The following is an 18877-nucleotide window of genomic DNA, read 5'->3' as shown; positions in this document are numbered from 1 at the left end:
GCGAGCTTGCTCGCGAAGGTCTCAGCGGCGCCGCAGGCTCAAGGCTTGATGACGTGCCACGCCCCACCCTTGCCATCCCCAGTCTTGTCCCCGGCCTTATGGTCATCCTTGTAGGTGTAGACCGGCTTGCCGTCGTAGGCCCACTGGCTGGTATTGTCATCGCGCGTGATCACGGTCCATTTGCCCATCGACTTATCGGTAGACTCGGCCTTCAACGGCGGCCAGTTGGTCGCACACTTGTCCTTGCACACGGACTTGCCGTCGGCGTCCTTGTCGAAGGTGTAGAGCGTCATCCCCTTGTGATCCACCAAGATTCCATCCTGGGTCATGGCTGGCTCTGCCGCGAACGCCAAGCCTGGCAGCGTCAACGCCGCCGTTACCAACAGGGCTTTCCAGGAAAAAGTACTTTTAGTCATCGGAACCTTCCGTTTGTGGTTGTCAGGATTCGGACCCAAAGCGTAGTCCAGAGTGCCGCTGCTTGCCCAAGCGACTAAATTACTGTCACACGACTGCAATAATTCCGTTATCTAATGCGGCGCAAGACAGTTAAATGACAAGAGGATTTTTGAGCATGGTAGGCAGGAGCATTCTGATCGTTGACGACGAAGCGCCCATCCGCGAGATGATCGCCGTTGCGTTGGAAATGGCCGGCTATGACTGCCTGGAGGCTGAAAACTCCCAGCAGGCCCATGCCATTATCGTCGACCGCAAGCCGGACCTGATCCTGCTGGACTGGATGCTGCCAGGCACCTCCGGCATCGAGTTGGCCCGCCGTCTCAAGCGTGACGAGCTGACCGGGGATATCCCGATCATCATGCTCACCGCCAAGGGCGAAGAGGACAACAAGATCCAGGGTCTGGAAGTGGGCGCCGATGACTACATCACCAAGCCCTTTTCCCCACGGGAATTGGTCGCTCGTCTGAAGGCCGTATTGCGCCGCGCAGGTCCTACCGATGGCGAGGCACCGATTGAAGTCGGTGGCCTGATCCTCGACCCCATCAGCCACCGCGTGACCATCGACGGCACCCCGGCCGAGATGGGCCCTACCGAATACCGCCTGCTGCAATTCTTCATGACCCATCAGGAACGCGCTTACACCCGTGGCCAATTGCTGGACCAGGTGTGGGGCGGCAACGTGTATGTGGAAGAGCGCACCGTGGACGTGCATATCCGTCGCCTGCGCAAAGCCTTGGGCGATGCCTACGAGAATCTGGTACAAACCGTGCGCGGTACAGGCTACCGGTTTTCCACCAAAGGCTGAGCCCGCCCCTCTCCTCTCTTAACAGCTGACAAGGACGCATGTTTAAGTGAACCAAAACTGGCATGGCACCCTGATCCGCCACATGCTTTTGCTGATCACCGGCTGCCTGCTCGTAGGCCTGATCAGCGGCTATTACGGCTGGAGCCTGGCCATCGGCATCGGCCTGTACCTGGGCTGGACGCTCAAGCAGCTGTTGCGCCTGCATGAATGGCTGCGCCAGCACAAACCCGACGAAGCGCCGCCCGACGGCTACGGCCTGTGGGGCGAGGTGTTCGACAGCATCTACCACCTGCAACGCCGCGACCAACGGGTGCGCGGGCGTCTGCAAGCAGTGATCGACCGGGTGCAGGAGTCTACCGCCGCACTCAAAGACGCGGTGATCATGCTCGACAGCGACGGCAACCTGGAATGGTGGAACCGCGCTGCCGAGACCCTGCTGGGCCTCAAGACCCCGCAAGACAGCGGCCAGCCGGTGACCAACCTGGTGCGCCACCCGCGCTTCAAGGAGTACTTCGAGCAGGACAACTACGAAGAAGCCCTGGAAATCCCCTCGCCCACCAATGACCGCGTGCGCATCCAGTTGTACCTCACGCGCTACGGCAACAACGAACACCTGATGCTGGTACGCGATGTCACCCGCATCCACCAACTGGAACAGATGCGTAAAGACTTCGTCGCCAACGTCTCCCACGAACTGCGCACGCCGTTGACGGTGATCTGTGGCTACCTGGAGACGCTGCTGGACAACGTCGACGACATCAACCCGCGCTGGAGCCGTGCGCTGCAACAGATGCAGCAACAGGGTTCACGCATGCAGACCCTGCTCAACGACCTGCTGTTGCTGGCCAAGCTGGAGGCCACGGATTACCCGTCGGACAACCACCCGGTGACGGTGCAAAGCCTATTGCAGACCATCAAGAACGACGCCCAGGCCCTCTCCGGCCAACGCGGCCAGCAGATCAGCCTGGAAGCCGACCCGGCCGTGCTGCTCAAAGGCAGTGAGGGCGAGTTGCGCAGTGCGTTCTCCAACCTGGTGTTCAACGCGGTGAAGTACACCCAGGACAAGGGCAACATCCGCATCCGCTGGTGGGCCGATGAGCAAGGCGCACACCTGAGCGTGCAGGACTCCGGCATCGGCATCGATGCCAAGCACCTGCCGCGCCTGACCGAACGGTTCTACCGCGTCGACTCCAGCCGCAACTCCAACACTGGCGGCACCGGGCTGGGGCTGGCGATCGTCAAGCATGTGTTGTTGCGCCACCGGGCGCGCCTGGAAATCAGCAGTGTGCTGGGGCATGGCAGTACGTTTACTTGCCATTTTCCGCCGGCACAGGTGGCGCGGGCGCAGGCGCTCAGCACCGACGAATAACCCGAGCACAACACAGGACACAATGTGGGAGCGGGCTTGCTCGCGAATGCGGTGGGTCAGTCAACTCATGTGTAGCTGACCCTCCGCATTCGCGAGCAAGCCCGCTCCCACAGTGGATTTGCATCGTTTCCAAGCGTGCATTCCAAGTCCCACCCGGCAGCGGGCACTAGGCAAGCGCCCCGCCAGCCGCTACATTGGCCGACTTGCGCCTGCCTTTGCGGCCCACCTGCCACCCCTTATTGAACACACGGAACCTGCAAAACCCCATCATGGACCCTTCCCCTGGCATTACCCTCGCGACACTCTTCGCCGACTTCGGCATGATTCTTTTTGCACTGATCCTGGTCCTGCTCAACGGTTTCTTCGTTGCGGCGGAGTTTGCCATGGTCAAACTGCGCTCTACCCGGGTCGAGGCCATTGCCGACACCAACGGCTGGCGCGGGCAGATCCTGCGCACCGTACACAGCCAGCTCGACGCCTACCTGTCGGCCTGCCAGCTGGGTATCACCCTCGCCTCCCTGGGCCTGGGCTGGGTCGGTGAACCGGCCTTTGCGCATATCCTGGAGCCGTTGCTGGGCGCCGTGGGCGTCGAGTCGCCTGAGGTAATCAAGGGCGTGTCGTTCTTCGCCGCGTTCTTCGTGATCTCCTACCTGCACATCGTGGTAGGTGAACTGGCGCCCAAGTCCTGGGCCATTCGCAAACCCGAGTTGCTGTCGCTGTGGACCGCCGTGCCGCTGTACCTGTTCTACTGGGCCATGTACCCGGCGATCTACCTGCTCAACGCCAGCGCCAACGCGATCCTGCGTATCGCCGGCCAAGGCGAGCCTGGCCCGCACCATGAGCACCATTACAGCCGTGAAGAACTCAAGCTGATCCTGCACTCCAGCCGTGGCCAGGACCCGAGCGACCAAGGCATGCGCGTACTCGCCTCCGCCGTGGAAATGGGCGAGCTGGAAGTGGTGGACTGGGCCAACTCCCGGGAAGACCTGGTGACCCTGGACTTCAACGCCCCGCTCAAGGAAATCCTCGCACTGTTCCGCCGCCACAAATTCAGCCGCTACCCGGTGTATGACGCGGTGCGCAATGAATTCGTGGGCCTGTTGCACATCAAGGACCTGCTGCTGGAACTGGCAGCCCTGGACCACATCCCCGAGTCGTTCAACCTGGCCGAACTGACCCGTCCGCTGGAGCGCGTGTCACGCCATATGCCGTTGTCGCAACTGCTGGAGCAGTTCCGCAAAGGCGGCGCGCACTTTGCCCTGGTGGAAGAAGCCGACGGCAAGATCATCGGCTACCTGACCATGGAAGACGTGCTCGAAGTGCTGGTGGGCGATATCCAGGACGAACACCGCAAGGCCGAGCGCGGCATCCTGGCCTACCAGCCGGGCAAGCTGCTGGTGCGCGGTGACACGCCACTGTTCAAGGTGGAACGCCTACTGGGCGTTGACCTGGACCACATCGAAGCCGAAACCCTGGCCGGCCTGATCTACGACACCCTCAAGCGGGTGCCGGAAGAAGAGGAAGTGCTGGAAGTGGAAGGCTTACGCATTATCATCAAGAAGATGAAAGGGCCGAAGATCGTGTTGGCCAAGGTCCTGTTGCTGGACTGACCCTCAATTGCCCAACGCAAAGTTGGGCAAGGCGCCCACCGGCTGGTTGAACTCATACGGGATCGACACCAGCCCCGCCTCGGTGGCGCGCTGCACCACAAAATGCAAGTGCGGCCCGCTGCTGTTGCCGGTATTGCCCGACAACGCCAGCGGGCTGCCCACCGCCACGCGCTGCCCCACACGCACGCTGACCGACCCTTGCTTGAGGTGCAGATACACGCCCTCGCTGCCGTCGTCATGGCGCACCCGCACAAAATTTCCCGACGCATCACTGCCGCGCCCAGCCTGCGCGTTCTCGGTCTTCACCACCACGCCGCTGCGCGCCGCAATGATCGGCGTGCCTTCAGGCATGGCGATGTCCATGGCGTAGCGGCTTTTGCTGTCGGTGTGGCTGAAACTGCCGTTGGGCCCTTGGCTCAGGCGAAACGGACCACCGCGCCAGGGCAGCGGGTAGCGGTAGGCTTGTTGTGGATAAACCGGCGCTGGCCTGTCGAGCAGCGGCCGCACGGGCTTGCGCTCCCGGATCACGAACGCCTGCGCGCCGGGGGTGTGCCGGTCGCTGTAGAACACGTTGCCGTTGGCATCAACGGATTTGTAGACGGTCATGGCCTGGGCCGACATGGCAACCGTAGCCAGCCCGCAGCACAGCAAGCAGCGCATGAGCATGGTGTGAACCTGCCGGGATGAAACGGCAGGCTAGCAAGGGATCATGACAAAGCTGAGTGAACCTCAGGCAGGGAGCCCGGTGAAACAAATATCTACGTTCATCTGGGCTGCCGCCGACAGATTGACTAAGGCATCCAGAGAGAGCTTGTCGATCTTGCCGGTGAGGACGTCGTTAAGTCGGGGCTGACTGATGCCCAATCTGTGTGCCGCATCTTTTTGAGAAAGCTCCCAGCTGCGAATGGTCTTGTACAACTCCAACATCAATTTTGAGCGCAGGCGCGCAACGGGAGCAAGCTCCCTCGCCACAAGTGCTGCGCTAAAGCTAAAGGTTACGCACCCGGCACAAAATGCTTCTGCGCCGTGCCGCGTGCAATCAGGCGGGAGATGTAGTCGAGCTTCTGCGCGTCCTGGTCGATAAACCGGAAGGTCAGTTGCAGCCAGTCGCTGTCGGGCTTGGGCTCGTGGGCAACAATGGCGTGCAGGTAACCGTTGAGGCGGGCCACTTCGGCGTTGTCGCCTTGTTCCAGGTCGAGCACGGCGCTTTCCAGTACCTGAGGCAGGACTTCACCGCGACGTACCACCAACAGCGCTTCCTTGATGCTCAAGCCTTTGATCACGCATTGCTGTGTGCCGCTGGACAGGCGCAACTGGCCCTGGCCGCGGCCGCCCGCTGGTGCGGCTGCGGGGGCTTGCACCGGTGGACTGTTGAGCAGGCCTTTGCTTGGCGCAGGGGCTGCGGTGGCAACCGGGGCCGCACGCACGGTCTCGACTTTACCGCCGGTCAGGGCGCTCAGGGAGTCGTTACCAAAGGCCGAGTTCATCTTGGTGGGCGCACTGGCAACCAGCGCGTCGAGACGACCGACCTTATGCAGGGCCTGCTTGACCTTATTCAGCAGCTGTTCGTTGGTGAACGGCTTGCTGACATAACCGGAAACTCCGGCCTGGATGGCCTGGACCACGTTTTCCTTGTCACCACGGCTGGTCACCATCACGAACGGCATAGCCTTGAGGTGGGGTTGCTCGCGGCACCAGGTCAGCAGCTCAAGGCCAGACATTTCCGGCATTTCCCAGTCGCACAGCACCAGGTCGAAGGTCTCGCGCATCAGGATGGCCTGGGCCTTTTTGCCGTTCACCGCGTCTTCCAGCTTGATCCCTGGGAAGTAGTTGCGCAGGCACTTCTTCACCAGGTCGCGGATAAACGAGGCGTCATCCACCACCAATACACTGACTTTACTCATCGACCCTTCATCCTATAAAAACTTCGGCACGCAAGACGCCTGACTGGTGGCATTTTGCCAAAACTCGGTAGTCACAGTCGGACTTTATTGCTTCCGCTGCGCAAAATATTCGGAGGCCACAAACGAAAACGCCCGACCAAAGGCCGGGCGTTATTTTCTCGGGCAATCTTACTTATCGTCAGATTCGCCCGGAACATTAGGGATTAGATCAGCCGAGCCTTCAACTTCGGCCTTCATGCGCTTAAGGCCCATGTGCCGTACGTCGGTGCCGCGAACCAGGTAGATCACCAGCTCCGAGATATTGCGCGCGTGGTCGCCGATCCGCTCCAGGGAGCGCAGCACCCAGATGATGCTCAAGACCCGCGAGATAGAGCGCGGGTCTTCCATCATGTAGGTGGCCAGCTCACGCAGGGCGGTCTTGTATTCACGGTCGATGATCTTGTCGTACTGGGCCACCGACAACGCCAGGTCGGCGTCGAAGCGGGCAAAGGCGTCGAGGGCATCGCGCACCATGTTGCGCACCTGGTCGCCGATATGGCGCACCTCCACGTAACCGCGCGGCGCTTCGCCTTCTTCGCACAGCTGGATGGCGCGGCGGGCGATCTTGGTGGCTTCGTCGCCGATGCGCTCCAGGTCGATCACCGACTTGGAGATGCTGATGATCAAACGCAGGTCGGACGCCGCCGGCTGGCGACGGGCCAGAATGCGCAGGCATTCTTCGTCGATGTTGCGTTCCATCTGGTTGATCTGGTCATCGATCTCACGCACTTGCTGGGCCAGGCCCGAGTCAGCCTCGATCAGCGCAGTGACGGCGTCGTTGACTTGCTTCTCCACCAGCCCGCCCATTGCCAGGAGGTGGCTGCGCACTTCCTCAAGCTCGGCGTTGAACTGCGCGGAGATGTGATGGGTAAGGCCTTCTTTGCTAATCATGTTGGCGTCCTTGGAGCGTCCGGTAAGGTGCGGAGAACCGCAGCGTCAGTGCGAGGAGAACCCCGGCATCCTAGCCGTAGCGACCGGTGATGTAGTCTTCGGTCTGCTTCTTCGCCGGATTGGTGAACAGGGTATCGGTGTCGCCGAATTCCACCAGTTTGCCCATGTACATGAACGCGGTGTAGTCAGAAACCCGCGCCGCCTGTTGCATGTTGTGGGTCACGATGACGATGGTGAACTTGGATTTGAGTTCGTAGATCAGCTCTTCGACTTTCAGCGTGGAGATCGGGTCAAGTGCCGAGCAGGGTTCGTCGAGCAGCAGCACTTCCGGTTCCACGGCGATGGTGCGCGCGATCACCAGACGCTGTTGCTGGCCGCCGGACAGGCCGAGTGCCGAGTCATGCAGACGGTCTTTGACTTCGTCCCACAGCGCCGCGCCTTTCAAGGCCCATTCCACCGCTTCGTCGAGAATGCGCTTCTTGTTGATGCCCTGGATACGCAGGCCATAGACCACGTTTTCGTAGATGGTCTTGGGGAACGGGTTGGGCTTCTGGAACACCATGCCCACACGACGACGCAGCTCGGCCACGTCCTCGCCCTTGCGGTAGATGTTGGTGCCGTAAAGGTTGATGGCGCCATCAACGCGGCAGCCGTCCACCAGGTCGTTCATGCGGTTGAAGGTGCGCAGCAGCGTGGACTTGCCGCAGCCGGACGGGCCGATGAAGGCGGTCACGCGCTGCTTGGGGATGTTCATGCTGACGTCGAACAGCGCCTGCTTTTCACCGTAGTACAGGCTCAGGCCCGGTACTTCGATGGCCACGGTTTCCTGGGCCAGGCTCAGGCTCTGTTTGTCGCGACCCAGGGCCGACATGTTGATGCCGTGGGTGTGGGTGTCTTGTTGCATGGGATGCTCCCTGTGCTACCAATTCGTTTCGTTGAACCACCTNCCCCCCCCCCCCCCCCCCCCCCCCCCCCCCCCCCCCCCCCCCCCCCCCCCCCCCCCCCCCCCCCCCCCCCCCCCCCCCCCCCCCCCCCCCCCCCCCCCCCCCCCCCCCCCCCCCCCCCCCCCCCCCCCCCCCCCCCCCCCCCCCCCCCCCCCCCCCCCCCCCCCCCCCCCCCCCCCCCCCCCCCCCCCCCCCCCCCCCCCCCCCCCCCCCCCCCCCCCCCCCCCCCCCCCCCCCCCCCCCCCCCCCCCCCCCCCCCCCCCCCCCCCCCCCCCCCCCCCGCTCCCACATTGGGTCCGCGTTGACTCCTAAATCAGCTGTCCAACGCCTTGTACTTTTCGCGCAGGTGGTTACGAATCCACACCGCCGACAAGTTAAGCGTGGCGATCACCAGCACCAGCAGCAAGGCGGTGGCGTACACCAATGGCCGTGCGGCTTCGACGTTGGGGCTCTGGAAGCCGACGTCATAAATATGGAAGCCCAGGTGCATGATCTTCTGGTCCAGGTGCAGGTACGGGTAGTTGCCGTCCAGCGGCAGCGACGGCGCCAGTTTCACCACGCCCACCAGCATCAGCGGCGCCACTTCACCGGCGGCGCGGGCCACGGCGAGGATCATGCCGGTCATCATCGCCGGGCTGGCCATGGGCAGCACGATCTTCCACAGCGTTTCGGCCTTGGTCGCGCCCAGTGCCAGGGAGCCTTCACGTACGGTGCGCGGAATTCGCGCCAGGCCTTCTTCGGTGGCCACGATCACTACTGGCACCGCCAGCAACGCCAGGGTCAGCGAGGCCCACAGCAGGCCCGGCGTACCGAAGGTCGGCGCCGGCAGGGCTTCGGCGAAGAACAAGCGGTCCACCGAACCACCCAGTACATACACAAAGAAGCCCAGGCCAAACACGCCGTAGACGATGGCCGGTACACCGGCCAGGTTGTTCACGGCAATGCGGATGATGCGAGTCAAGGCGTTCTGCTTGGCATATTCACGCAGGTACACCGCCGCCAGCACGCCGAACGGGGTCACGATCATCGCCATGATCAGGGTCATCATCACGGTGCCGAAGATGGCCGGAAAAATCCCGCCTTCGGTGTTGGCTTCCCGTGGGTCATCGCTGAGAAATTCCCAGACCTTGCTGAAATAGAAGCCGATTTTGGTCAACGTGCCCATGCCGTTCGGTTGGTAAGCGTGCACCACTTTGCCAATGCCGATTTCTACTTCCTTGCCGTTGCCGTCACGGGCGGTCAGGGCGTCGCGGTTGAACTGGGTGTGCAGGTCGGTCAGGCGCGCTTCGATGTCTTGGTAGCGGGCGTTCAGCTCGGCGCGGTCTGCGTCCATGTCGGCCTGGGCGGCGGCGTCGAGCTTGCCTTCCAGCTCAAGCTTGCGGCTATGCAGGCGGATGCGTTCGAGGCCGGCGTTGATCGCGCCGATATCGGATTTTTCCAGGGTCTTGAGCTGGGCAGCCAGCTTGTTGACGCGCTCGACACGGGCTTGCAACTCCGGCCAGGCCGCGGCGCCTTCGGCGACAACCTTGCCATCTTGCTTGACGTTGACCAGGGTGCCGTAGAAGTTGCCCCACTCACGGCGTTCGATGGCCATCAGGTCGGCAGGCTTGGTCTGGTCCTTCAACCACTCGCCGACGATCCAGGTGAAGTCGTTGCCGTTCAGGTCACGGTTGCCGACCTTGATCAGCTCGCGGGTCATGAATTCCGGGCCTTGGTCCGGCACTGGCAGGCCAGCGCTTTTCAGACGCTCGCGAGGCACTTCTTCCTTCTGCACCACTTCGCCGATGACGACATGGTTTTCCTGGCCCGGCACGGTGTAGTTGGCCTGGATCAGGTCGGCCGGCCAGAAGTGGCCCAGGCCACGCACAGCGATCACGGCCAGCAAGCCGATGGTCATGATGACCGCGATGGACACCGCGCCACCGCTGATCCAGACACCCGGGGCGCCGCTCTTGAACCATCCATTCAGGGAGTTCTGTTTCACAGACTTCTACCTTTGCTTAAAGCGACGAGTATTTCTTGCGCAGACGCTGACGAATCAGCTCGGCGAGGGTGTTCATGATGAAGGTGAACAGCAGCAGCACCAGCGCCGAGAGGAACAGCACGCGGTAGTGACTACCGCCCACTTCCGACTCGGGCATCTCCACCGCGACGTTGGCCGCAAGCGTTCGCAGGCCTTCGAACAGGTTCATCTCCATCACCGGGGTGTTGCCGGTGGCCATCAGCACGATCATGGTCTCGCCGACGGCGCGGCCCATGCCGATCATCAGCGCCGAGAAAATGCCCGGGCTGGCGGTGAGGATGACCACGCGGGTCATGGTCTGCCACGGCGTGGCGCCCAGGGCCAACGAACCCAGGGTCAGGCCGCGCGGCACGCTGAACACGGCGTCTTCGGCGATGGAGTAGATGTTCGGGATCACCGCGAACCCCATGGCCAGGCCGACCACCAGAGCGTTGCGCTGGTCGTAGGTGATGCCTAGGTCGTGGGAGATCCACATGCGCATGTCGCCGCCGAAGAACCAGGTTTCCAGGTACGGGCTCATGTACAGCGAGAGCCAGCCCACAAACAGGATCACCGGGATCAGGATCGCACTTTCCCAGCCATCGGGAACCCGCAGGCGGATCGACTCAGGCAAACGGCTGAAGATGAAACCCGCCACCAGGATGCCAATCGGCAGCAGCATCAACAGGCTGAAAATCCCCGGTAGGTGCCCCTCGACATACGGCGCCAGGAACAGGCCGGCGAAGAAGCCCAGGATCACCGTGGGCATCGCTTCCATCAATTCGATCACCGGCTTGACCTTGCGGCGCAGGCTCGGCGCCATGAAGTAAGCGGTGTAGATCGCCGCGGCAACCGCCAGCGGCGCGGCCAGCAGCATGGCGTAGAACGCAGCCTTCAAGGTGCCGAAGGTTAGCGGGGCCAGGCTCATCTTGGGTTCGAAGTCGGTGTTGGCGGCGGTGGATTGCCAGACGTATTTAGGCTCGTCGTAGTTCTCGTACCAGACCTTGCTCCACAACGCGCTCCACGACACTTCCGGGTGCGGGTTGTCCAGCAGCAGCGGTTGCAGCTTGCCGCCGGCTTCGACGATCACGTGGTTGGCCCGTGGCGACAGGCCGAACAGGCCTTGGCCGTCGACCACTGGGTCTACCAGCAAGGTGCGGTGGGCGGTGCTGTGGAACACGCCGAACTTGCCGGATGCATCCAAGGCGGTAAAGCCTTTGCGGCGTTGTTCAGCGGTGATTTCAACAATCGGCGCGCTGCCCATCTGGAAGGTGCGGATCTGCTTGAGGTGCTGCTCGCCATCCGGGTCGCGGGCCATGAACCATTGGGCCAGGCCACCCTTGGAGTTACCGACGATCAGCGAAATACCGCCCACCAGTTGGGTACTGGCGGTGATTTCGGCGGTGCCGTCTTCAAGCAGTTTGTAGCGGCCGTTGAGGCTGTTGTCGCGCAGGCTGAACACATCGGCCAGGGCCCGGCCGTTGATCACGTACAGCCACTGTTGACGCGGATCGATGAAGATCGCCTTCACCGGCTCGGTCATTTGCGGCAGCTCGATGCGCTTCTGCTCGCTGGTCACTTCGCCGGTCATCATGTTTTCTTCGCGGCTCAAGGACAGCACGTTCAAGTGCGATCCGGCGGAACCGGCGACCACCAACGTCGAGTCGGTGGCATTCAGGGAAACGTGTTCCAACGGGCGCCCGGCTTCATCGAGCACGATCGGCGTTTCACCGTAGGGGTACTCAATGGCGGGCGAGATGGTTTTCTTGCCATCTGGGTACGACACCTTATAGGTGTGGCGGAACACCAGGGACTGGCCGTTGGACAAACCGAGGATCACCAACGGGGTGCCCGGCTGGTCTTGGCCGATGGATACCACGCTGGTGCCGGCGGGCAGCGGCAGGTCGACACGCTTGAGCTCAGCACCGGTATCGACGGCAAAGAACAGCGCCTGGCCCTTGTCGGAAACCCGCATGGCAACTTGGTTCTGTTCTTCGAGGGAGATCATCAGCGGCTTGCCGGCGTCCTGGATCCAGGCCGGGGTCAGCGCATCGGCTTTGGTCAGCGAAGCCCCCTGGAACAGGGGCGCGACTACATAAGCAAGAAAGAAGAAAATCAGGGTGATCGCACCGAGCACAGCGAGGCCGCCGACCAGTACGTACCAACGAGTAAGGCGATCCTTGAGCGCGCGAATGCGGCGCTTGCGTTGCAACTCAGGCGTATTGAAGTCAATGCGCTTGGGGGGAGAAGACGTCGTCATGGTGGAATTGGCCAGATCATTCATGCGCACACCCTAGCGATCCTGTATGACAGAAAGATGACAAAGCAGTGACGCAACAAAGCCGCCGCGTAGCAGAGCTGGCAGCGGGCGAAGAATTTGAGAAGCGGGGGCCGATTTACCGGCCCCGCGCAGGCAACTTAGTTGCCTTCTTTCAGACCCAGATCAGCCAGGGCCTTGGCGGCAACTTTGGCTGGCAGTGGGATGTAGCCGTCTTTAACTACAACTTCCTGGCCCTGTTTGGACAGAACCAGCTTCACGAACTCGGCTTCCAGCGGAGCCAAAGGCTTGTTCGGGGCTTTGTTGACGTAAACGTAGAGGAAGCGCGACAGCGGGTATTTGCCGTTCAGGGCGTTTTCTTCGCTGTCTTCGATGAAGTCAGTGCTGCCTTTCTTGGCCAGGGCCACCGTCTTCACACTAGCGGTCTTGTAGCCGATGCCCGAGTAACCGATGCCGTTCAACGAGGAGCTGATCGACTGCACGACCGAAGCCGAGCCTGGTTGTTCGTTCACGTTTGGCTTGTAGTCGCCTTTGCACAGGGCTTCTTCCTTGAAGTAGCCGTAGGTGCCGGATACCGAGTTACGACCAAACAGTTGCACTGGTTTGTTGGCCAGGTCGCCGGTCACACCCAGGTCGCCCCAGGTCTTCACGTCGGCTTTGCCGCCGCACAGGCGAGTCGAGGAGAAGATCGCGTCGACTTGTTCGATGGTCAGGTGCTGGATCGGGTTGTCCTTGTGCACGAACACGGCCAGGGCATCCACGGCAACCGGGATGGCGGTTGGCTTGTAGCCGTACTTCTGCTCGAAGGCCGCCAGTTCGGTGTCCTTCATCTTGCGGCTCATCGGGCCCAGGTTGGAGGTGCCTTCTGTCAGCGCAGGTGGCGCGGTGGCGGAGCCGGCAGCTTGAATCTGGATGTTGACGTTCGGGTATTCCTTTTTGTAACCCTCGGCCCACAGGGTCATCAGGTTAGCCAGGGTATCGGAACCGACGCTGGACAAGTTGCCCGACACACCAGTGGTCTTAACGTAAGCCGGGATTGCCGGATCAACACCAGCGGCCACCGCGTTGGCGGTCGCAACGCCAGCAGCGACAAAAGTCATTGCCGCCATCAAACGTTTCAGTTTCATGCCTTGCTCCTAGCAGATAGGGATAGTTGGATCGGGGCCAAGTATCGGGAGGCCGTGTGAACACTCTATGTCTGCAATGTGACAGTTAGATGAAAGGCCACTACGGGGAAAGGAATGAGAGAAACACCACAACCGTGGCGAGGGAGCTTGCTCCCGTTGGGCCGCGAAGCGGCCCTGAAAATGCGGGGGACTGCTGCGCAGTCCAGCGGGAGCAAGCTCCCTCGCCACAGTCGTGTCAGGCTGATTTCAGCGTGCGCGCTTCCACAGGTAGCCACCGACGACCATCCCCATCAGGCACAGCGCCGCAACATAATAAGCAGGCCCCATCGGACTTTCCTTAAGCAGCAGCGACACCGCCAGCGGCGTCAAACCGCCAAAGATGGCGTAGGCGACGTTGTAGGAGAACGACAACCCGCTAAAGCGCACCACCGGTGGGAAGGCCTTGACCATGACATACGGCACGACGCCGATGGTGCCTACAAACAAACCGGTCAGGGCGTACAGCGGGAACAACCAGTCAGGGTGGTTGATCAGGCTGTGGTACAGCGTCCAGGAGGTCGCCAGCAACAGCGCGCAACCGGCCACCAGTACGCGACCCGCACCGAAACGGTCGGCCAATGCGCCGGAGGCGATGCAACCCAGGCTCAGGGTGACGATGGCCAGGCTGTTGGCTTGCAGGGCGATGGTCGCACTGAAGTGGTAGACGGTTTGCAGCACAGTCGGGGTCATGAGGATGACTACCACGATCCCGGCCGACAGCAACCAGGTCAGCAGCATCGACAGTACGATGGCGCCACGGTGGTCGCGCAATACGGCGCGCAGTGGCAGCTCGGCGGCCAGGGTCTTGCGTTGCTGCATTTCGGCGAAGATCGGTGTTTCATGCAGCCAGCGACGCAGGTACACCGACAACAGGCCGAACACGCCGCCCAGCAGGAAAGGGATACGCCAGGCGTAGTCCGAAACCTCCACCGGGGTGTACAGGGTGTTGATGGCCGTGGCCACCAGCGAACCCAGCAGGATGCCGGCGGTAAGGCCGCTGGTGAGGGTGCCGCAGGCATAGCCAACGTGGCGTGGTGGTACGTGTTCGGAGACGAACACCCAGGCGCCCGGTACTTCGCCTCCAATCGCCGCGCCCTGGATGACGCGCATCAGCAGCAACAGGATTGGCGCCCACAGGCCGATCTGTGCGTAGGTCGGCAGCAGGCCCATGATCAGGGTCGGCACGGCCATCATGAAGATGCTCAGGGTGAACATCTTCTTGCGCCCCAGCAGGTCGCCGAAGTGCGCCATGATGATGCCGCCCAGTGGGCGTGCCAGGTAACCGGCGGCAAAAATACCGAAGGTCTGCATCATGCGCAGCCATTCAGGCATATCCACCGGGAAAAAGAGTTTTCCGACCACGGTGGCGAAAAACACGAAAATAATGAAATCATAAAATTCCAGCGCCCCGCCCAAGGCAGACAGCGACAGGGTTTTGTAGTCGTTGCGGGTCAGCGGGCGCGACGGTTGCGCACTGCTTGCGGGCACGGAGGACATGGCAAGGCTTCTCTTATTAGTCAGAACGGCAAATCAAGGTGCAGGCTGCGCCAGGACGGGTTGGGCAAGATAGCAAATCGCTTGCAAAAGCACATCACAAGCACAGTTGCGGCAAAAAGCCGCGATACAGCGGCTAATTGCCGACCAAATCAGCCACAGACGGTCGTCGCGGCGCAAGGGTGTCGATATACTCGGCCCACGCACGCGCCAGAACCCGCAGTCTTGAGAGGCATCCCCGGCATGATCGAACTCGAACAAGAAGACCCTATCCCGCAAGGCGACCTCGCCCTGCAAATCACAGCGCTCCCGCGTGAAACCAACGGCTTTGGCGATATCTTCGGCGGCTGGCTGGTCGCACAGATGGACCTGGCCGGCACCGCCATGGCCAGTAAGGTCGCTGGCGGGCGTGTTGCCACGGTGGCTATTGATCGCATGGCGTTCCTGGTCCCGGTGGCCGTTGGCGCGCAGTTGTCCTTTTATACCCAGGCCCTGGAGATCGGCCGCAGCTCGATCCAGATGATGGTCGAAGTGTGGAGCGACGATCCGCTGTCCAGCGAATGGCGCAAGGTCACTGAGGCGGTGTTCGTGTTCGTCGCCATCGACGGCAGCGGCCGCACGCGTTCGGTTCCGTCGCGCGCACGTTAAACCTCGCCGGGTTTTGACGGTCAATTGCCCTATTGCCTGCCATGAAGAGTGCTTTGTTATGCCGACGCCCCACGTTGAAACCGTGAAAATCGACGAGCTGGACTGCTGGCGCATCCGCCACAACGGCGCTGAGTTGATGGTGGCCCAACAGGGCGCGCACATCTTCCGTTACCAACGCGATGGCGAGCAGCCGCTGATCTGGCCGAACCCCGAAGCGGTGTTCAAGCTAGGCAAAGGCATTCGTACCGGTGTGCCAGTGTGCTGGCCGTGGTTTGGCGTGTTTGATCGCAACCCGCCAAGCGTCAAGGCCATGCGCCAGAGCGAGCAGCCTGCGGGGGCCCACGGTTTCGCACGTACGGCGCTATGGGAATTGGCCGGGACCGAGCTTGAAGGTGACGCCCTGCGTATCGACCTGGTGTTGCCGGTGCCGGCAGGTGGCTTCCCCGGCTGGCCCCATCAAGTCGACCTCACCCTGAGCCTGCTGCTGGACGAGCAACTGCATATCCGCCTGACCAGCCACAACCGTGGCACTCACACTGTGACCATCAGCCAAGCGCTGCACACCTACTTTGCCGTGAGCGACGTGCGTAACGTGCAGGTCGAAGGGCTGGACGGGACGGCGTATATCGACACCGCTGACAGCTGGACCGAGAAAAACCAATCCGGTTTGCTGCACTTCACCGCCGAGACGGATCGCATCTACCTCGACACACCGGCGCAGTTGAACATCGTCGATCAAGACTGGCAGCGTCGTATCCAGCTCACCAGCGAGGGCTCGAAGTCCACCGTAATCTGGAACCCGTGGACCGAACGCGCGAAAGCCTTTGATGACATGGCCAATGACGGCTGGACAGGCATGTTGTGCATCGAGACGGCGAATGTACTGGATGATGTCATTGAGTTGGCACCCGGCAAAAGCCACACCCTTGGCGTANCCCCCCCCCCCCCCCCCCCCCCCCCCCCCCCCCCCCCCCCCCCCCCCCCCCCCCCCCCCCCCCCCCCCCCCCCCCCCCCCCCCCCCCCCCCCCCCCCCCCCCCCCCCCCCCCCCCCCCCCCCCCCCCCCCCCCCCCCCCCCCCCCCCCCCCCCCCCCCCCCCCCCCCCCCCCCCCCCCCCCCCCCCCCCCCCCCCCCCCCCCCCCCCCCCCCCCCCCCCCCCCCCCCCCCCCCCCCCCCCCCCGCTCCCACATTGGTTCTGTGCCGGGTTTTAGAGATCGGACTCTTTCACCACCCTCACTTTCCCCGCATCCAGCGCATACGCAGCATCCGCCAAGTCATTGTTGACCGTCTCCACCTTGAGCGTGCCCGTCACCCACAAGGGCGTGTAGATATCATCCAGCTTCAGCCCCTTGGGATACCGCACCAGCACCAACTGATTAGGCGGCGGTGGCGGCACGTGGATGCAGGCGCCTGGGTACGGCACCAGGAAGAACAATGTGCTGCGGCCCTTGGCGTCGGTTTCCAGCGGCACCGGGTAGCCGCCGATACGGATATTCTTGCCGTTCATGGCGCCCACGGTCTTGGTGGAATACATCACTGCGGGCAAGCCTTTGCTCTGCTTCAAGCCACCTTTATCGGTGAACGTGCCTTGGGCTTCTGGGGAGTTGTGGTCGATCTCAGGCATGGTTTCGAGGGCTTTCTGGTCAGAAAGCGGCATAAGGTCGAGCCAGTCGGTTTCCGGCAGTTCACCGGCGTGCGCCAGGCTTGAGCCCAGCAGAAGAACAGTCAACAGAAGACGGCGCATGAAAAAAAGCTCGGCAAGGTAAACAGTGCCGGCATTCTAGCCCTCTGCGCCTGCGCAGCGCAGAGGGCTTTGTCGCTTAGGTCATTTCTTTTTGATCAGGCCGTAGATCACCAGCAGCACGATGGCGCCGATCAGTGCGCCAAGGAAGCCTGCGCCCTGGCCTGCCTGGTAGATGCCCAGCGCCTGGCCACCATACGTGGCGACCAAGGAACCGGCGATACCCAGCAGGATGGTCATGATCCAGCCCATGCTGTCGTCGCCAGGCTTGAGGAAACGCGCCAGCAGGCCGACGATCAGGCCGATAAAGATGGTTCCGATGATACCCATGGCATTTCCCTCTGAATGAAGTGAGCTATGCCAAAGCCTAGTCAGGCTTTGGCATCCTGCAATCAGAGGACGGCGGTTACCGAATGGTTCCCGCCGATCCCAGGCTTATTGCCCGGCGATCAACGCTTCAACCTTGAGGATCTGCGCTTCAAGCGTTGCGCGGTCCTTGCAGCGCAGGTTGGCGTGACCCACCTTGCGCCCGGCCTTGAAAGCCTTGCCGTAGTGGTGCAGGTGGCAGTCGTCGATGGCGATGACTTTTTCCACCGCTGGCACCACGCCGATGAAGTTGAGCATGGCGCTCTCGCCGACCTTGGCGGTGGAACCCAGTGGCAAGCCCGCGACCGCCCGCAGGTGGTTTTCGAACTGGCTGCACTCGGCGCCTTCGGTGGTCCAATGCCCGGAGTTGTGCACGCGCGGGGCGATTTCGTTGGCCTTGAGGCCACCGTCGACTTCAAAGAACTCGAACGCCATCACGCCAACATAATCCAGCTGCTTGAGCACGCGGCTGGAATAGTCTTCGGCCAACGCCTGCAACGGGTGGTCGGTGCTGGCCACCGACAGCTTGAGAATGCCGCTGTCGTGGGTGTTGTGCACCAACGGGTAGAAGCGGGTTTCGCCATCACGGGCACGCACGGCGATCAACGACACTTCACCCGTGAACGGTACGAAACCTTCCAACAGGCAAGCGACGCTACCCAGCTCGGCGAAGGTGCCCACCACATCGGCTGGAGTACGCAGGACTTTCTGGCCCTTGCCGTCGTAACCCAGGGTGCGGGTTTTCAGCACGGCTGGCAGGCCGATGCTGGCGACGGCGGCGTCCAGGTCTGCCTGGGACTGGATGTCGGCGAAGGCCGGGGTCGGGATGCCCAGGTCCTTGAACATGCTTTTCTCGAACCAGCGGTCGCGGGCGATGCGCAGCGCTTCAGCGCTCGGGTATACCGGCACGAACTGCGAGAGGAAGGCCACGGTTTCGGCCGGTACGCTTTCGAACTCGAAGGTCACCAGATCGACTTCATCGGCCAGCTGGCGCAGGTGGTCCGGGTCGCTGTAGTCAGCCCGCAGGTGTTCACCCAACGCGGCCGCACAAGCGTCCGGCGCCGGGTCCAGGAAAGCGAAGTTCATCCCCAGCGGGGTTCCCGCCAGAGCCAGCATGCGGCCCAGTTGGCCGCCACCGATTACACCGATTTTCATCAATCAACAAC

The 18877-nt window shown here is 62.3% G+C and carries 16 protein-coding genes and 2 pseudogenes; 5 read left to right on the top strand and 13 right to left on the bottom strand.

All coding sequences use genetic code 11. The features are described from left to right. Positions 1-38: 38 nt before the first annotated feature. The gene (locus ACLD1Y_RS00635) at positions 39-416 is read right to left on the bottom strand and encodes a COG4315 family predicted lipoprotein (protein WP_429474560.1); all 378 of its coding nucleotides are present in this window, start codon (positions 414-416) and stop codon (positions 39-41) included. A 155-nt stretch (positions 417-571) separates the two neighbouring features. Here ACLD1Y_RS00635 and phoB point away from each other — a divergent pair, with 155 nt between their 5' ends. From phoB to ACLD1Y_RS00620, 3 genes are all read left to right on the top strand, one after another. Further along, the gene (phoB, locus tag ACLD1Y_RS00630) at positions 572-1261 is read left to right on the top strand and encodes a phosphate regulon transcriptional regulator PhoB (RefSeq protein ID WP_003231714.1); all 690 of its coding nucleotides are present in this window, start codon (positions 572-574) and stop codon (positions 1259-1261) included. Positions 1262-1343: 82 nt separating this feature from the next. Then, positions 1344-2630 carry a phosphate regulon sensor histidine kinase PhoR gene (gene phoR / locus ACLD1Y_RS00625; RefSeq protein ID WP_429475346.1) on the top strand — a complete coding sequence of 429 codons (1287 nt, stop codon included), beginning with the start codon at positions 1344-1346 and terminating at the stop codon, positions 2628-2630. A gap of 269 nt (positions 2631-2899) precedes the next feature. Then, entirely contained in the window at positions 2900-4240 is a 1341-nt protein-coding gene (locus tag ACLD1Y_RS00620) for a hemolysin family protein (RefSeq protein WP_135289277.1), read from the top strand. Between the two features lie 3 nt (positions 4241-4243). On the opposite strand, the gene ACLD1Y_RS00615 is transcribed toward ACLD1Y_RS00620, so the two are convergent. The 9 genes and pseudogenes from ACLD1Y_RS00615 to ACLD1Y_RS00575 form a co-directional block, all read right to left on the bottom strand. After that, positions 4244-4906: a M23 family metallopeptidase gene (locus ACLD1Y_RS00615; protein WP_429474558.1), complete on the bottom strand. Its 663-nt coding sequence runs from the start codon at positions 4904-4906 to the stop codon at positions 4244-4246. A 63-nt stretch (positions 4907-4969) separates the two neighbouring features. Then, positions 4970-5185: pseudogene (locus ACLD1Y_RS00610) on the bottom strand (helix-turn-helix domain-containing protein); the annotation flags it as partial. 50 nt (positions 5186-5235) lie between these two features. Continuing rightward, entirely contained in the window at positions 5236-6144 is a 909-nt protein-coding gene (locus ACLD1Y_RS00605; protein WP_429474556.1) for a response regulator, read from the bottom strand. Positions 6145-6312: 168 nt separating this feature from the next. Next, a complete protein-coding gene (gene phoU / locus ACLD1Y_RS00600) occupies positions 6313-7074 on the bottom strand; it encodes a phosphate signaling complex protein PhoU (protein ID WP_135289272.1) in 762 nt (253 codons plus the stop codon). Positions 7075-7144: 70 nt separating this feature from the next. Further along, positions 7145-7978 (bottom strand): phosphate ABC transporter ATP-binding protein PstB, encoded by an 834-nt coding sequence (gene pstB / locus ACLD1Y_RS00595; protein ID WP_025856391.1) that lies wholly within the window; start codon positions 7976-7978, stop codon positions 7145-7147. Positions 7979-8331: 353 nt separating this feature from the next. After that, positions 8332-10002 carry a phosphate ABC transporter permease PstA gene (gene pstA / locus ACLD1Y_RS00590; protein ID WP_429474553.1) on the bottom strand — a complete coding sequence of 557 codons (1671 nt, stop codon included), beginning with the start codon at positions 10000-10002 and terminating at the stop codon, positions 8332-8334. A gap of 16 nt (positions 10003-10018) precedes the next feature. Further along, positions 10019-12052, bottom strand: coding sequence for an ABC transporter permease subunit (locus tag ACLD1Y_RS00585; RefSeq protein ID WP_429475345.1), 2034 nt, complete (start codon positions 12050-12052; stop codon positions 10019-10021). Between the two features lie 386 nt (positions 12053-12438). After that, positions 12439-13425: a phosphate ABC transporter substrate-binding protein PstS gene (locus tag ACLD1Y_RS00580; RefSeq protein ID WP_429474551.1), complete on the bottom strand. Its 987-nt coding sequence runs from the start codon at positions 13423-13425 to the stop codon at positions 12439-12441. A gap of 246 nt (positions 13426-13671) precedes the next feature. Next, on the bottom strand, positions 13672-14961 hold the full coding sequence (locus tag ACLD1Y_RS00575) for an MFS transporter (RefSeq protein WP_429474549.1): 1290 nt from the start codon (positions 14959-14961) through the stop codon (positions 13672-13674). Positions 14962-15201: 240 nt separating this feature from the next. On the opposite strand from ACLD1Y_RS00575, the gene ACLD1Y_RS00570 reads away from it, so the two are divergent. Next, positions 15202-15606: an acyl-CoA thioesterase gene (locus tag ACLD1Y_RS00570; protein WP_003176975.1), complete on the top strand. Its 405-nt coding sequence runs from the start codon at positions 15202-15204 to the stop codon at positions 15604-15606. Positions 15607-15664: 58 nt separating this feature from the next. After that, a pseudogene (locus tag ACLD1Y_RS00565) lies at positions 15665-16540 on the top strand (D-hexose-6-phosphate mutarotase); the annotation flags it as partial. Positions 16541-16811: 271 nt separating this feature from the next. Here the strand turns inward: ACLD1Y_RS00565 and ACLD1Y_RS00560 are convergent. The 3 genes from ACLD1Y_RS00560 to ACLD1Y_RS00550 form a co-directional block, all read right to left on the bottom strand. Then, complete coding sequence (locus ACLD1Y_RS00560) at positions 16812-17348, bottom strand: DUF3299 domain-containing protein (RefSeq protein ID WP_429474547.1); 537 nt, start codon at positions 17346-17348, stop codon at positions 16812-16814. 81 nt (positions 17349-17429) lie between these two features. Then, positions 17430-17675 carry a GlsB/YeaQ/YmgE family stress response membrane protein gene (locus ACLD1Y_RS00555; protein WP_429474545.1) on the bottom strand — a complete coding sequence of 82 codons (246 nt, stop codon included), beginning with the start codon at positions 17673-17675 and terminating at the stop codon, positions 17430-17432. A 105-nt stretch (positions 17676-17780) separates the two neighbouring features. Further along, positions 17781-18866: a 5-(carboxyamino)imidazole ribonucleotide synthase gene (locus ACLD1Y_RS00550; protein WP_429474543.1), complete on the bottom strand. Its 1086-nt coding sequence runs from the start codon at positions 18864-18866 to the stop codon at positions 17781-17783. Positions 18867-18877: the final 11 nt, after the last annotated feature.

Source organism: Pseudomonas sp. 18175 (assembly GCF_050432925.1).
Classification (GTDB): domain Bacteria; phylum Pseudomonadota; class Gammaproteobacteria; order Pseudomonadales; family Pseudomonadaceae; genus Aquipseudomonas.
The sequence above is the reverse complement of the archived record's forward strand: the minus strand, read 5'-3'. Positions and strand labels throughout refer to the sequence as shown.

What these genes read in the sequence shown, in the direction of transcription:
- pstB (WP_025856391.1), bottom strand. Translation starts at nt 7,978, where the DNA reads ATGCAACAAGACACCCACACCCACGGCATCAACATGTCGGCCCTGGGT.
- ACLD1Y_RS00615 (WP_429474558.1), bottom strand. Translation starts at nt 4,906, where the DNA reads ATGCTCATGCGCTGCTTGCTGTGCTGCGGGCTGGCTACGGTTGCCATG.
- ACLD1Y_RS00570 (WP_003176975.1), top strand. Translation starts at nt 15,202, where the DNA reads ATGATCGAACTCGAACAAGAAGACCCTATCCCGCAAGGCGACCTCGCC.
- phoR (WP_429475346.1), top strand. Translation starts at nt 1,344, where the DNA reads ATGCTTTTGCTGATCACCGGCTGCCTGCTCGTAGGCCTGATCAGCGGC.
- phoB (WP_003231714.1), top strand. Translation starts at nt 572, where the DNA reads ATGGTAGGCAGGAGCATTCTGATCGTTGACGACGAAGCGCCCATCCGC.
- ACLD1Y_RS00605 (WP_429474556.1), bottom strand. Translation starts at nt 6,144, where the DNA reads ATGAGTAAAGTCAGTGTATTGGTGGTGGATGACGCCTCGTTTATCCGC.
- ACLD1Y_RS00550 (WP_429474543.1), bottom strand. Translation starts at nt 18,866, where the DNA reads ATGAAAATCGGTGTAATCGGTGGCGGCCAACTGGGCCGCATGCTGGCT.
- ACLD1Y_RS00580 (WP_429474551.1), bottom strand. Translation starts at nt 13,425, where the DNA reads ATGAAACTGAAACGTTTGATGGCGGCAATGACTTTTGTCGCTGCTGGC.
- phoU (WP_135289272.1), bottom strand. Translation starts at nt 7,074, where the DNA reads ATGATTAGCAAAGAAGGCCTTACCCATCACATCTCCGCGCAGTTCAAC.
- ACLD1Y_RS00620 (WP_135289277.1), top strand. Translation starts at nt 2,900, where the DNA reads ATGGACCCTTCCCCTGGCATTACCCTCGCGACACTCTTCGCCGACTTC.
- ACLD1Y_RS00555 (WP_429474545.1), bottom strand. Translation starts at nt 17,675, where the DNA reads ATGGGTATCATCGGAACCATCTTTATCGGCCTGATCGTCGGCCTGCTG.
- ACLD1Y_RS00635 (WP_429474560.1), bottom strand. Translation starts at nt 416, where the DNA reads ATGACTAAAAGTACTTTTTCCTGGAAAGCCCTGTTGGTAACGGCGGCG.
- ACLD1Y_RS00575 (WP_429474549.1), bottom strand. Translation starts at nt 14,961, where the DNA reads ATGTCCTCCGTGCCCGCAAGCAGTGCGCAACCGTCGCGCCCGCTGACC.
- ACLD1Y_RS00560 (WP_429474547.1), bottom strand. Translation starts at nt 17,348, where the DNA reads ATGCGCCGTCTTCTGTTGACTGTTCTTCTGCTGGGCTCAAGCCTGGCG.